10 protein-coding genes and 1 tRNA gene are annotated in these 13,289 nt (G+C 73.3%); 5 read left to right on the top strand and 6 right to left on the bottom strand.

Going from position 1 to position 13,289, the window contains the following annotated elements:
• The 4 genes from ACMATS_RS25390 to ACMATS_RS25375 all read left to right on the top strand — a co-directional run bounded on the left by ACMATS_RS25390 (nt 1) and on the right by ACMATS_RS25375 (nt 4,027).
• A complete protein-coding gene (locus ACMATS_RS25390; protein WP_390781109.1) occupies nt 1–1,155 on the top strand; it encodes a protein phosphatase 2C domain-containing protein in 1,155 nt (384 codons plus the stop codon).
• Nucleotides 1,156–1,265: 110 nt separating this feature from the next.
• Nucleotides 1,266–2,627 carry a vWA domain-containing protein gene (locus tag ACMATS_RS25385; RefSeq protein WP_390781108.1) on the top strand — a complete coding sequence of 454 codons (1,362 nt, stop codon included), beginning with the start codon at nt 1,266–1,268 and terminating at the stop codon, nt 2,625–2,627.
• A gap of 54 nt (nt 2,628–2,681) precedes the next feature.
• Entirely contained in the window at nt 2,682–3,572 is an 891-nt protein-coding gene (locus ACMATS_RS25380) for an FHA domain-containing protein (RefSeq protein WP_414169196.1), read from the top strand.
• A gap of 50 nt (nt 3,573–3,622) precedes the next feature.
• A complete protein-coding gene (locus ACMATS_RS25375; RefSeq protein ID WP_390781106.1) occupies nt 3,623–4,027 on the top strand; it encodes a globin in 405 nt (134 codons plus the stop codon).
• Between the two features lie 34 nt (nt 4,028–4,061).
• On the opposite strand, the gene ACMATS_RS25370 is transcribed toward ACMATS_RS25375, so the two are convergent.
• From ACMATS_RS25370 to ACMATS_RS25345, 6 genes are all read right to left on the bottom strand, one after another.
• On the bottom strand, nt 4,062–4,802 hold the full coding sequence (locus tag ACMATS_RS25370; RefSeq protein WP_391151374.1) for a hypothetical protein: 741 nt from the start codon (nt 4,800–4,802) through the stop codon (nt 4,062–4,064).
• On the bottom strand, nt 4,802–6,466 hold the full coding sequence (gene ettA, locus ACMATS_RS25365) for an energy-dependent translational throttle protein EttA (protein ID WP_336413386.1): 1,665 nt from the start codon (nt 6,464–6,466) through the stop codon (nt 4,802–4,804). Before ettA ends, ACMATS_RS25370 begins: the two co-directional genes overlap by 1 nt.
• A 187-nt stretch (nt 6,467–6,653) precedes the next feature.
• Complete coding sequence (locus ACMATS_RS25360) at nt 6,654–8,045, bottom strand: Cys-Gln thioester bond-forming surface protein (RefSeq protein ID WP_414169195.1); 1,392 nt, start codon at nt 8,043–8,045, stop codon at nt 6,654–6,656.
• Nucleotides 8,046–8,373: 328 nt separating this feature from the next.
• Nucleotides 8,374–8,850, bottom strand: coding sequence for a single-stranded DNA-binding protein (locus tag ACMATS_RS25355; RefSeq protein WP_414169194.1), 477 nt, complete (start codon nt 8,848–8,850; stop codon nt 8,374–8,376).
• A 183-nt stretch (nt 8,851–9,033) separates the two neighbouring features.
• Complete coding sequence (locus tag ACMATS_RS25350) at nt 9,034–11,160, bottom strand: GTPase (RefSeq protein WP_390781102.1); 2,127 nt, start codon at nt 11,158–11,160, stop codon at nt 9,034–9,036.
• A complete protein-coding gene (locus tag ACMATS_RS25345) occupies nt 11,157–12,809 on the bottom strand; it encodes a dynamin family protein (protein ID WP_414170793.1) in 1,653 nt (550 codons plus the stop codon). Before ACMATS_RS25345 ends, ACMATS_RS25350 begins: the two co-directional genes overlap by 4 nt.
• A 306-nt stretch (nt 12,810–13,115) precedes the next feature.
• On the opposite strand from ACMATS_RS25345, the gene ACMATS_RS25340 reads away from it, so the two are divergent.
• Nucleotides 13,116–13,191: transfer RNA gene (locus tag ACMATS_RS25340), tRNA-Arg, on the top strand.
• The last annotated feature ends 98 nt before the right edge of the window (nt 13,192–13,289 follow it).

Here is a 13,289-nt window from a genome sequence, read left to right as displayed (position 1 = left end):
ATGTCGCAACTGCCCCCACAGCTGACGGTGTGCGCCGCCTGCCGCGAACCGCTGGAGCCGGCCGACAACTTCTGCGGCCGCTGCGGCGCGGATCTCTCGGCGGTGCCGCCCGCGCCGGACCGGACCGGGCCCGTCCTCCTGCGCGGGGCCGAGGACTACTCCCTCGCCCCGCCCGCCGGGGCCGTGCCCGCCCAGACGGCGCAAGGACGGGACGGCACGGGGGGCACGGGCGCGTCCGGGCGGCCCTGCGGGGGCTGCCGTTCGGGCATGATCGACAAAGACGGGTACTGCGAGCACTGCGGGCATGCACAGCCGCGCGAACGGGATCACATGGAGCACGAGTCGGCAGGTGCGGCGGCGGTCAGCGACCGCGGCCTGCGCCACCACCGCAACGAGGACGCATACGCCGTGGCCACCGCGGAACTGCCCGACGGCGGCCCGGCCGTGATCGCCGTCGTCAGTGACGGCGTGTCGTCCGCGGCCCGCCCCGACGAGGCGTCGGCCGCGGCGACGGCCACCGCGTGCGAGGCCCTGACGGCGGACCTGGCACGCGGCGAGCAGCCGCGCGAGGCCACCCACCGGGCGATCGTCCGGGCCGCCGAGGCCGTCAGCGCCCTGGCCGCCCCCGGCCGCCCGGGGCACAGCGAGCGCCTGCGCCACGAGAACGCGCCGGCCTGCACGATCGTCAGCGCGGTCATCACCGGTGACCTGCTGACCATCGGCTGGGTCGGGGACAGCCGCGCCTACTGGGTGCCCGACGACCGCAGCACCCAGCCCGCCCGGCTCACCGAGGACGACTCGTGGGCCGCGCAGATGGTGGCGGCGGGGCTGATGTCGGAGGCCGAGGCGTACGCGGACGAGCGGGCCCACGCCATCACCGGCTGGCTCGGCGCGGACGCGTACGAGGTCGAGCCGCACACCGCGTCGTACCACCCGGACCGGCCGGGCGTGGTGCTGGTGTGCAGCGACGGACTGTGGAACTACGCCGAATCCGCCGAGCAGATGGCGGACATCGTCCCGGCCGACGCCCGGGCCCGGCCGCTGGAGTGCGCACGCCGTCTGCTGGCACACGCTCTGGACGGCGGAGGCCACGACAACGTAACAGTGGCAGTACTGCCTTTCCCGGAACGGCCGCACGGGGCAGGATCGGCCTGACGGGCCGAGCGTCCACGGGGGGATCGCGCGCCGGTGCACGACCCGGCACCGGCGTCCGCCGTCTCCCGCCGCACACGTGACACGTGGAGTTTCGAAGAGGAGCGGATCGGATGGCCAACTTCTCCAAGCCGAGCGTGCCGCGTTTCTCGGTGGAGGTGTACCAGAACGTCTATCTGCCTGAGGGCGGCCGCGACGTCAGCGCGATCGTCACGGTCACCTCCACCGGCGGCGGCACGACCGGCGAGACGCCCCGGATCCCCCATCTGTCCCCCTCCCCCACGGCGGCACAGGGCTGGGAGCCGGATGCGGCCGTGGTCGTCATGGTCGACTGCTCCGGCTCGATGGACTATCCGCCCACCAAGATGCACCACGCGCGCGAGGCCACGACGGCCGCGATCGACGCGCTGCGCGACGGTGTGGCCTTCGCCGTCGTCGCCGGGACCCACCAGGCGAAGGAGGCCTACCCCGGCAACGGCCGGCTCGCCGTCGCCGACGCCACGACCCGGGCACAGGCCAAGCAGGCGCTGCGCGGGCTCTCCCCGGGCGGCGGCACCGCGATAGGCACCTGGCTGCGCCTGGCCGACCGGCTGCTGGCCACCTCCGACGCCTCGATACGTCACGCGATCCTGCTGACCGACGGACGCAACGAGCACGAGGAACCGGACGTGCTGCAGGGGACGTTGGACGCGTGCGCGGGCCGGTTCACCTGCGACGCGCGGGGGGTGGGCACGGACTGGGAGCCCAAGGAGGTCCGGCGCATCGCCGAGGGGCTGCTGGGGACTGCCGACAGCATCGCCGATCCGGCGGCGCTGGCCGCGGACTTCACGCAGATGATGGAAGCCGTGATGGGCAAGGACGTCGGCGACGTCCAGCTGCGGCTGTGGACCCCGCAGCGGGCCGAGGTGCAGTTCGTGAAGCTGGCCGCGCCGCGCACCGAGGACCTCACCGGGCAGCGCGCGGAGGCCGGTCCGCGCGCGGGCGACTACCCCACGGGGTCCTGGGGCGACGAGTCGCGCGACTACCACGTGGGCATCCGGGTGCCGAACGCCGAGGTCGGCCAGGAGATGCTCGCCGCCCGGGTCTCGCTGGTCCTGCCCACGCCCGACGGCTCGTCACCGCACGTGCTGGCGCAGGGGCTGATACGCGCGGTGTGGACGGACGACCTGGCGGCGTCGACCGCCATCAACCCACAGGTCGCGCACTACACGGGCCAGGCGGAACTGGCGCTGGCCATCCAGGAGGGGCTGGACCTGCGCAAGGCGGGCGACGTCGACGGCGCGACGGCCAGGCTCGGCCGGGCCGTGCAACTGGCCGCCCGCTCGGGCCACGAGGACACCGCGAAGCTGCTCGCCAAGGTGGTGGACGTCGTCGATGCCGCGACGGGTACTGTGCGGCTGAAGTCGAACGTCTCCAAGGAGGCGGAGATGACGTTGGAGACGCGTTCGACGAGGACCGTCCGCGTCAAGAAGTGACGGACGGGCAGGGCAAGTACAGCGACAGAAGGTGCTGGAGGGGGAGCGACCGAGATGCCGACCTGCGAGAAAGGCCACCAGTCCCAGGCCGAGGACTGGTGCGACGTGTGCGGACACCGGATGCAGGCGGCAGCCACGGGACCGGCCGTTCCGCCGCCCCTGCACGGCACCGGCGGACCGCAGACCTGGAACGCGGAGCACGACGCCACGGTGCAGGCGGAGCTCTGCCCGCAGTGCCGCACGCCCCGCGAGACGCCGCAGACGCCGTACTGCGAGGAGTGCGGCCACAACTACCTCGGGCACCCTCCGGGGCCGACCCCGCCGGGCCCGCTGCAGCCGCACGTCTTCCAGTCGGACCCGTTCCAGTCCGACCCGCCGCCCTCGCCGCACCCCCAGGTGCCGCAGGACTGGGTCTACCAGCCGTCCCGCCCGTCGCAGAAGAACCGCCCGTCCGAGCCGCTGGCCCCGCAGCACCCCTACAGCGAGGAGGACGACTGGGTCATCTCCCCGCCGAGCGCCCCGCAGCGACCTGCACAGCCCGCCGGCTGGGTGGCCGTCATCGCGCCGGACCGCGAGTACTTCCTGCGGATGATGAACAAGGGCGGCCCCGAGGCGGCGAGCCTGAACCTGCCCGCCTACTCGCCCGAACAGCACCTCGCCCTCACCGGCCACCAGGTCACCGTGGGCCGCCGCCGGCACAGCACGGGCGAGTCCCCGGACATCGACCTGTCGGTGCCCCCGGAGGACCCGGGTGTCTCGCACCAGCACGCCATGTTCGTCCAGCAGCCGGACGGCACCTGGGCGGTGGTCGACCAGGACTCCACCAACGGCACCACGATCAACGGCTCGGAGGACCCGATCCAGCCGTACGTGCCGGTGCCGCTGCAGGACGGGGACCGGGTGCACGTGGGGGCCTGGACGACGATCACGGTGCGGCGGGGTTAGGGCCTGTTGTTCCCATCGGGGCACCGCGCGGCGTCTGAGACCATGGAAGGGTGAATGAGATTCCGCGCGGCACGCTTCAGGAGCAGACCTTTTTCGAGCAGGTCGGCGGCGAGGAGACCTTCCGGCGCCTGGTCCGCCGGTTCTACGAGGGCGTCGCGGAGGACCCGCTGCTGCGGCCGATGTACCCCGAGGAGGACCTGGGCCCGGCCGAGGAGCGCCTGGTGCTCTTCCTCATGCAGTACTGGGGCGGTCCCCGCACCTACAGCGAGAACCGGGGCCACCCGCGGCTGCGCATGCGCCACGCGCCCTTCACGGTGGACCGCGCCGCCCACGACGCCTGGCTGCGGCACATGCGCGACGCGGTCGACGGGCTGGGGCTGGCGCCCGAGCACGAGGCGCAGCTGTGGAACTACCTGACCTACGCCGCCGCCACGATGATCAACTCGGCCGACTGAGCACGGCACTCGGCGGGCCCGGCCCGCCGTCGGCTCAGTGGCGTGCGGGGGTGACCGTCAGGCCCGCGAGCCCGCCCGTGCGCACGGCCACCGAGCCGTACGGGGTGCGCAGCCGCAGCCAGCCGCTTGCAGCGAGCAGCGCGAACGGCTCGTCGGCCGGCGGCGGCACCGCAGCCGCCGCCCCGGCGGGCCGGGAGGCGGCGACGGCCATCTGCTGACGGGCCCCGGGCCGCAGGAAGCCCAGCGCCTGCGCCGCGTGCACGGCACGCAGCGGCAGCCCGGTGTCCCCGAGCGTGCGGGACCAGATCTGGCGGCCGATGCGATCACGCTCGCCACGCGTCCGCCGCTCCTCCGGCAGCGCCCGGTCGCGCGCACGGAACTCGGCGACGGCGGCGCTCAGCGCGCCGTGCATCGCCTGTGCGTCCGGCAGGCCCGGCACCCGCTGCCAGCCGCCGCGCGGGGGCAGCACCCCCGCCCACGGCGGCCCGGTGACGGCCTCCGGCACGACGACGGGCGCGCCCTGCGCCCCGGCCGCGTCCAGCGCGTCCGCGAGCTGCCCCGCCGAGACCGTCACGTCCAGCACGGCCTCCTCGGCCAGCCGGGCCGTGCGGATCGCGAGCACCTCGAAGGACGGCGGCCGTCCGAAGACGCCCAGCACCCCGCCGCCGGCCTGCAGCCGGACGGCGGCGGCCCGGTCGTAGTGGATCAGCCGGGCCAGGAAGGCGGCCAGATCGGCCGCCTCCCCGGCGTCGGCGAAGCGCAGCGACTGCGTCATCAGCCCCGGGTCAGCTTCTTGTACGTGGCGCGGTGCGGACGGGCGGCGTCCGGACCGAGCCGCTCGATCTTGTTCTTCTCGTAGGACTCGAAGTTGCCCTCGAACCAGAACCACTTCGAGTTGCCCTCGTACGCCAGGATGTGCGTGGCCACCCGGTCGAGGAACCAGCGGTCGTGGGAGACGACCACGGCGCAGCCCGGGAAGTCCAGCAGGGCGTTCTCCAGCGAGGAGAGGGTCTCGACGTCGAGGTCGTTGGTCGGCTCGTCGAGGAGGAGCAGGTTGCCGCCCTGCTTGAGGGTGAGCGCCAGGTTCAGGCGGTTGCGCTCGCCGCCGGAGAGGATGCCGGCCGGCTTCTGCTGGTCCGGGCCCTTGAAGCCGAACGCGGAGACGTAGGCGCGGGACGGCATCTCGACCTGGCCGACGTTGATGTAGTCCAGCTCGTCGGAGACGACGGCCCACAGCGTCTTCTTGGGGTCGATGTTGGCGCGGCCCTGGTCGACGTACGAGATCTTGACGGTCTCGCCGACCTTGATGTCGCCGGAGTCCGGGGTCTCCAGACCCTGGATCATCTTGAACAGGGTGGTCTTGCCGGCGCCGTTCGGGCCGATGACGCCCACGATGCCGTTGCGCGGCAGCGTGAACGACAGGTCGTCGATGAGGACCTTCTCGCCGAAGGCCTTGGAGAGGTTGTTGACCTCGACGACGATGCTGCCCAGACGCGGGCCCGGCGGGATCTGGATCTCCTCGAAGTCCAGCTTCCGCATCTTCTCGGCCTCGGCGGCCATTTCCTCGTAACGGGCCAGTCGCGCCTTGGACTTGGCCTGGCGGCCCTTGGCGTTGGAGCGGACCCACTCCAGCTCTTCCTTGAGGCGCTTCTGGCGCTTGGCGTCCTTCTGGCCCTCGACCTTCAGACGCGAGGCCTTGTTCTCCAGGTAGGTGGAGTAGTTGCCCTCGTAGGGGATCGCGCGGCCGCGGTCGAGCTCCAGGATCCACTCGGCCACGTTGTCGAGGAAGTACCGGTCGTGGGTGATCGCCACGACGGTGCCGGCGTACTTGGCCAGGTGCTGCTCCAGCCAGTTCACCGACTCGGCGTCGAGGTGGTTGGTGGGCTCGTCGAGGAGCAGCAGGTCGGGGGCCTCGAGCAGCAGACGGCACAGGGCCACGCGGCGCTTCTCACCACCGGAGAGGTTGGTGACCGGCCAGTCGCCGGGCGGGCAGTCCAGGGCGTCCATGGCCTGCTCGAGCTGGGCGTCCAGGTCCCAGGCGTTGGCGTGGTCCAGCTCCTCCTGGAGCTTGCCCATCTCGTCGAGCAGCGCGTCCGAGTAGTCGGTGGCCATCAGCTCGGCGATCTCGTTGAACCGGTCGAGCTTGCCCTTGATCCCGGCGACGCCGTCCTGGACGTTCTGCAGGACGGTCTTGCTCTCGTCGAGCTCCGGCTCCTGCATCAGGATGCCGACGCTGTAGCCCGGGGAGAGGAAGGCGTCACCGTTGGACGGCTGCTCCAGCCCGGCCATGATCTTGAGGACGGTGGACTTACCGGCACCGTTGGGGCCGACCACACCGATCTTCGCACCGGGCAGGAAGCTCAGCGTCACGTCATCGAGGATGACCTTGTCGCCGTGCGCCTTGCGCGTCTTGCGCATGGTGTAGATGTACTCAGCCAAGAGAAACCGTCCGGCAATCGAGAAGGGCCAATGTGCGGCGCCGCCGCATGAGGGCAGACACACCCATCTTGCCGTACCGGCACCCTCGGGCGGAAACGCGATAACGGCCCGGCCGGGCCGGTGACCGGGCGAACCCGGCCACCGCCTGCACGAATGCCGTGACACGGCACCCGCGGGACCGCACACCTCACCGGCCGCCCGCCGCCTCCCGCCTGCGAAGGGCGTAGACCGCACCGCCGCCGGCCACGATCAGCACCACGGCCAGCCCCGCCACGACGGGGGTCGAACCGCTGCCGCCGGTGGTCGCGAGGTCACCGTCGGCGACCGGGGACGGACCGGTGCTCGGCCGGGCCGAAGGAGCGAGCCCTATGGAGCCGGTGGAGCCGCTCTCCGCGGTCCGGCAGTCCAATATCCCGGAGAACGTCCGCGAGTACCCGTTCGCACCGGTGACCGCGACCCGGTAGGTCTTGTCCTCCCCGGCCTTCACGACGACCGTCTCGGACCCGCCGGGCCGGACCGTGTGCCGCCTGCCCGCCAGTTCGAAGGGGAAGGCCTCGTCGCCCTTGTTGTCGACGGTGATCTCCACCCCGTCCTTGGTGCAGTCCTTCCTGGCCGCCACGGCCGGGGCGGCGCCCTTCTTCGCCCAGGTCGCGGTGGCGCCGGCGGAGACGGTGCTCTCGCTGGAGCCGGCCAGGATCAGGGCCTGGGTCTTGATGTGATCGCCGATGAAGGCCCGGCCGACCGGGACCTTGGTCGCGGCGGTGACCTTGAGCGAGGTGGAGCCGTCCGGGGCGCCGGCCGGGACGGCGAAGTACAGCTCGCCGCCGTCGGCCGTCGTGGTGACCGGCCTGCCGTCCTTGCCGACGATCTTCACGCCCTTGGCCGCGGCGTCCCCGGAGGGGGTCACGGTGACGCTGGCCGCATCGGTGCGGACCGTGACGGGGCCGAGGCGCTGCCCGGACTTGCCGGAGACCGCCGAAGGGGCGAGGGTCAGCGAGGCCTTGGGCTCCTCGACGTCCTGCGCGCTCTTGTAGAGCCAGTCGGCGAGCTTCTGCGCCTCGGGGTTCTGCGCGTCCACGCTGACGTGGTCCGAGTACCGCCAGATGGCGACCTGGGTGCCCGCGGCGGCGGTGTTCGCGTCGAGCGTGCCCGCGCCGGCGTCCTTGGCGAGCGCGGCCAGGTCGTTGACCTGAGGGTAGGAGTGCTGGAGGATCCAGCGGATCTTCCCGGCGTCCTTGTTGTCGTGCAGGGACGACTGGTTCCAGCCGGCTTCCCGGTACTTCGCGCCGTCCACGGTGTTGGTCAGGATGTCGATGCAGTACGTCTGCAGCGCGCCACCGCCGTCGACCTTCATCTCGAAGAGCCCCGCGGCCACTTCGCCGGTCTTGCGCCGGTCGTGCACGACGGCCCGGCCGCCGGCCGTGATGGCGCCGAGTGCCGCGCTGACGCCCCCCTGGTTCTGCGGCACCCTGACCGCCGCGGCCTGACCCGCGGCGGCTATGGCCCCCACGACGGCAAGTCCGGATGCCAGGACTGCCGCGACAAGGCGTGCTGCGCCCCGCCTCGTGACAGAGTTCATGGTTTCCTTTCGGGCAGGCGCAGCTCGCCGCACTCCTCCGGGCGTGCGCCCCACCGGGCAACTGAATACGCAGTGGCCCCCGTTGCTACGGACGGAGATCCTAAAGAGCGGGAGAACGCCTGGTTCCACTCAGCCGCCCGGATCCCGGATCCGAATCGGAATCGTTACCGGCGGCGCCGCTCCTGACCTGGCCTTATCGATAAATCACCGGGACAAATCCCTCATTTTCGGGGGTTGTTGTCCCGGCCCCGCCAACCCGGCCCACGACCCCGGACCCGGCCCCCACCCGGGCTGCCGACGCCCCGTCAGCCGTTCCGGCCGCGCGGCCCTACGAGGACATCCCGGCCGCCCGGGTCGCCTCGGCGACGCCTCCGGCGGCGATGACCTCGCCCGCCGTCACCGGCATCCCCGCCATCCGCACCGGCTCGAGCGGCAGCGGTCTCGCCTGCGACACCCGGCGGAACGCCGACGTGCCCCGCGCGAGATCGTGCCCGACGGACACTGCGTCAATGTCGGCGGACAGCCACCGTTTTCCGTCGCGCTCCTGCTCCTGGATCTTCAACTTGCCGTGGACGACAACCGGTTCCCCCACCGACAGCGACCCCACCACGTTTCCCGCCAGCGCCCGCCACGCCCAGACCGTGTAGAAGCTGGTGTAGGCGTCCGTCCATTCCTCCCGCCCCCGGTCCCAGCGCCGCACCGTCGCCGCGAGCCGGAAGCGCGAGACGGACGCCCCGCCGGCCGTCTCCCGGAAGTCCGGCGGCGTGGCCACGTTGCCCACGACCGTCACCAACGTCTCGTTCATGCGAACCGCCCCCGTCCCCCTGCGCAACCTCTGCGCGCCCGGCCGGAGCCCGATTGCCCGACCGCGTGACCTCATCGTGCCCGCGATCGCGAGAGTCTGCTGAGGGCTGTGGACTACCCGCGGGTTGTGGAAAACCCTGTCACCCGAACGACGCTCACCCGCCCCTGTCGCCTCGTCAGCCCCTCACACCTCGCCCGCGGCGATCACGAACTGCGCCCGCACCTCCTGGTACCGCAGGAGTTCCGCCGCCACGGGCTCGAGCACCCGCGCCCGCCCGCAGCCCGCCGCGGCCTCCCGCAACCGCCGCTCGATCTCCAGCCCGTACCGCCGGGCCGGCCCCCGCGCCGCCACCCGGCAGCACCACGCAAGGGCCGGCCCACCGGCCGCAGCCCCCGCCACCAGCAGCCCCGGCACCCACCACGGCACCCCGAAGTCCCCTGTCAGCACCCCCACCAGTCCTGCCGCCCCGAGCAATTGCAGCCCCAACAGGGCCACCTGTCCCACCGCCACCACCGTCCACCACCGCGGCCGGGCCGCCCGCACGGCGCCGCCCCCGCGCGTGCGCCACGCGGCGGCACGCCCCACGCCCGTACGCCAGCCCCGGGAGATACCCCACATGCCCCCCTCGTCGCCCTTCGCCGGCCGGCCCGCCACGCGCCAGCTGCCCCCGGTGTGCCAGCCTCCCGGGCGCCGCACGACCGGGGCGGACGCCGCGACGGCGGTCGCCTCGTCGAGCGCGTCGGCCAGCCCGTCGGCCCCGCGCACCGCGGCCTCGCGCACGGCCTGCGCCCAGGGGCCGGGCAGCCCGTTGGCGGCCTCGTGCGCCAGCGTCCGCACGGCCTGTTCGACCAGGGGCCGGGAGGCGGTGCGCCGGGCGGCCGCAGGCATCCCGGCCGCATCGACGGCGGCCTCGGCCGCGAGGGGATCGGAGACGTCGAGAGCGTCGACGCCGCGCACTTCCCCCTCGTCGTACTCGTCCGCCAGGGCGAACTCACTCGTGTCGCGGATGCCGCCCACACCGTCGGCCTCGTCCTCGTCCACCCCCGAGAACCCCAGCCACGGCCCCAGCGCCCGCAGCCACAGCCACACCCGTGCGATCAGGGCCCGGTACCAGCGCCGCGCCCGCCGCCACATCGTCGTGCACGCGCGCTCGGCGTCCCGCCGCCAGGCCCGCTCCGCCGCGAGCCCGGCCGCCTGCGCGCCCACCGCCTCGGCCAGCCGGTCCTCGAACTCCTGCCGCGCCTGCTCGGTCAGCCCGGGCCGCCCGTCCGTCACATAGGCCTGCCGCAGCCGCGCCGACACACCGTCCACGTCGGCCGTCAGCCGCAGCTCCGCCGCGGTCCGCCGGGCCGTGAACTGGCCCAGCAGCTCGCGCAGTTCCCCGATCCCCTCGCCCGTCAGCGCCGAGATCGCCATCACCACGGCCCCCGGCTCGCCGTGCTCGCCCAGGGCCAGCCCGTCGTCGTCCAGCAGCCGCCGCAGGTCGTCGAGCACCTGGTCGGCGGCGTCCCGGGACAGCCGGTCGACCTGGTTGAGGACAACGAAGGTCACCTCCGCGTACCCGGCGAGCGGCTGCAGATAGCGCTCGTGCAGCACCGCGTCCGCGTACTTCTCCGGGTCCACCACCCAGATCACCGCGTCCACCAGCCGCAGCAGCCGGTCCACCTGCTCGCGGTGGCCGGCCGCGGCCGAGTCGTGGTCCGGCAGGTCCAGCAGGACGAGGCCGTTCAGCGACCGGTCGTACGGGCGCACCGGCTGCCGGCGCGCCCGCGCCGGGATGCCGAGCCGGTCCAGCAGCCCCTCCGCACGGTCCGACCAGGCGCAGGAGACGGGCAGTGCGGTGGTCGGCCGCCGCACCCCGGCCTCCGAAAGCTGCGCCCGGGCCAGGGCGTTGAAGAGGGTCGACTTGCCGCTGCCCGTGGAGCCCGCGATGGCGACGACGGTGAGGTCGAACGAATAGCGCTGCCGGGCCGCGGCCTCCTCCAGCACCCGCCGTGCCTCGGCGAGCGTGCGCCGGTCCAGCCGCGCCCCGGACAGCCCCACCAGCTCGCGCAGGGCGTCCAGTCTCGGCCGTAGGGCGTGCCCCACGGGGCTCGGCGCGCTCCGGGGCGGCCCCGGTGGCAGGGGGCTCACGGGTGGGGCCGTGCGCTCCGGCGGAAGCGCCGTGGCGGTCAGCGGGGAGTGTGCGGGGCGCTCGGGCCGTGCCCTGCGTGCGATCAGGCCGTCGTCCCAGGCCCGGTCCCCGGAGTCGCCCGGAGAGCGGCCCTCGCCCCGTGCGTCGCTCCTGCCGGTGGTCTGCACGGCGGTCACCTCTCCTTCTGCAGGACGGACAACGCGGCGATCAGGTCGACCTGGTGTTCCGGCGTCACCTCGAGCGCCTCCAAAGGGGCCGCCCTGCGGTCCCGTTCGGCGTCGAGCACCTGCTCCAGGCAACCGGACAACAGATCCCCGCCCCGGTCGTGCAGCCGCAGCGCGCCCTGCGCGCCCAGCAGCTCGGCCAGCGTCTCCCCCGCCGTGCGCGCCCGGCGGCCACCCAGCAACGCCGCTGCGAGCAGCGCGGCAACGTGTTCCCCGTCGAGGCTCGCGGCCCGCTCGGCGGCCCGCACCTCCTCCTCCGCGATCTCCTCCAGGCACCGCCGCCAGCGCCGTGCGGCCACACCGATCCGTCCGGCGGCCCCGTCGGGGTCGCTCGGCGCGAGCACCGAACCGGTGGCCGGGTCGTCGCCGCAGGCCACGGCGATCTCCTCGTCGGCGGCGTCGGCCGCGCAGCTCAGCAGCGCGACGAGGGAACCGGTCAGGGCGGTGAGCAGCTCGTCGGGCGTGCTGTCCTGCGGATGTCCGCGCCAGTGCGTCAGTGCGTCCCCGGCGAGCATCTCGCCGGACTCGACGGCGAGCCGTACGCGCTCCACCGCGCGCCCGTACGCGTCCTCGACGCGCTGCAGCAGCCGGACGGCCGCCGCGTGCTGCACGGCCGACGCCCCGGCGAGCCCGGGCAGCCGTGCGCCGAGGGAGGAGAGCACCCCGGCGGCGGTCCGGGCGGTGGCCACCGTCCGGGCCGCCGGGTCCTGCGCCCGCTGGGCGAGCCAGGCGCGCAGCCCGGCGACGGCGGTGGCGGGCAGCAGACCGCTGCCGCCGCCCGCGGACTCCGGGAGTTCGGGAATGGTGAAGCGGGGCACGTCCCCCAGGCCCGCGTGTTCCAGTAGCGCGTCGTACTGGCGGGACACCTCGGCAGCGACCTGGTGCGGCACCCGGTCCAGCACGGTGACGAGCGTGACGTCGTACTCCTTGGCGGTGCGCAGCAGGTGCCAGGGCACCGCATCGGCGTAGCGGGTGGCGGTGGTGACGAGCACCCAGACGTCGGCGGCGCAGATCAGTGCGGCGGCGAGCTCGCGGTTGCGGGCGACGAGGGAGTCGATGTCGGGCGCGTCCAGCAGCGCGAGCCCGCGCGGCAGGGAACGGTCGGTCTCGATCCGCAGCGAGCTGAGCCCGTCGTCCGGCCCCTCCCCCGCGTCGCTGTCGGCCGCTTCCGGGGCCCCCGCCTCCACGGCGTCGTCCATCCCGCCCGCCTCGTACGCGGCACCCTCCTGGGCCGGCACCCAGACCCGGTGCAGCCGCGGCAGCACCCGGGGTCCCGCGAACCAGTGGTGGTCGTCCGGATGACAGACGAGAACTGGCGTACGGGTTGTCGGCCGCAGCACCCCCGCCTCAGTGACCCGCCGCCCCACCAACGAGTTGACCAGCGTGGACTTGCCCGCCCCCGTGGACCCTCCGACGACCGCGAGCAACGGCGCTTCGGGGGCGCACAGGCGGGGCACCAGATAGTCGTCGAGCTGCGCCAGGAGCTCGGCCCGGTTTCGACGGGCGCGGGCCGCGCCGGGAAGGGGGAGCGGAAAGCGTGCGGCGTCGACACGGTCACGCAGTGCGGACAGTGCATCGAGCAGCCGGGGCCGTACGTCCAAGGTCGCCACACGTGCAGAATGCCCAATTCTGTGGTGTTTTTGAAGCAAATCACCCCTGGCGCGTGAGGCGTGGCGCAAGGGGCCCAGGCATAACGAGTGCACAACACCCGGTGCCCAGGGCGTCAAAAACGATGCGAAAATCGCACCTGCCTGCGATTATCAGGACCGCTTCACCGAACCTCCACATCGTGTCACGGAGGTGAAGCAACCGGGACGAGGTACGCGGAGCCCTATCCTTGTCCCCGGCAAGGTCACGGCACCACCGAGCCCGGGGCTTCAGCCGTCCGCGACCGCAGCACCAGACCGGCCCCCGTAGCTCAGTGGATAGAGCAGGCGCCTTCTAAGCGCTTGGCCGCAGGTTCGAGTCCTGCCGGGGGCGCCACTGACGCGTCGTCAGGTTGGCGACGTTTTCGCAGGTCAGACTGCATCTGTCTGGTCTTTCAGATGAATCGGACTCCCTCCCTCTGCCAGGGCCGGAGT

Origin of the sequence: Streptoverticillium reticulum (genome assembly GCF_047456005.1) — a bacterium.
Lineage (GTDB): Bacteria > Actinomycetota > Actinomycetes > Streptomycetales > Streptomycetaceae > Streptomyces > Streptomyces reticulum.
Note: the sequence above shows the minus strand (reverse complement) of the source record. Positions and strands in the feature narration are given on the sequence as shown.

What these genes read in the sequence shown, in the direction of transcription:
- ACMATS_RS25390 (WP_390781109.1), top strand. Translation starts at nt 1, where the DNA reads ATGTCGCAACTGCCCCCACAGCTGACGGTGTGCGCCGCCTGCCGCGAA.
- ACMATS_RS25385 (WP_390781108.1), top strand. Translation starts at nt 1,266, where the DNA reads ATGGCCAACTTCTCCAAGCCGAGCGTGCCGCGTTTCTCGGTGGAGGTG.
- ACMATS_RS25380 (WP_414169196.1), top strand. Translation starts at nt 2,682, where the DNA reads ATGCCGACCTGCGAGAAAGGCCACCAGTCCCAGGCCGAGGACTGGTGC.
- ACMATS_RS25370 (WP_391151374.1), bottom strand. Translation starts at nt 4,802, where the DNA reads ATGACGCAGTCGCTGCGCTTCGCCGACGCCGGGGAGGCGGCCGATCTG.
- ACMATS_RS25360 (WP_414169195.1), bottom strand. Translation starts at nt 8,045, where the DNA reads ATGAACTCTGTCACGAGGCGGGGCGCAGCACGCCTTGTCGCGGCAGTC.
- ACMATS_RS25355 (WP_414169194.1), bottom strand. Translation starts at nt 8,850, where the DNA reads ATGAACGAGACGTTGGTGACGGTCGTGGGCAACGTGGCCACGCCGCCG.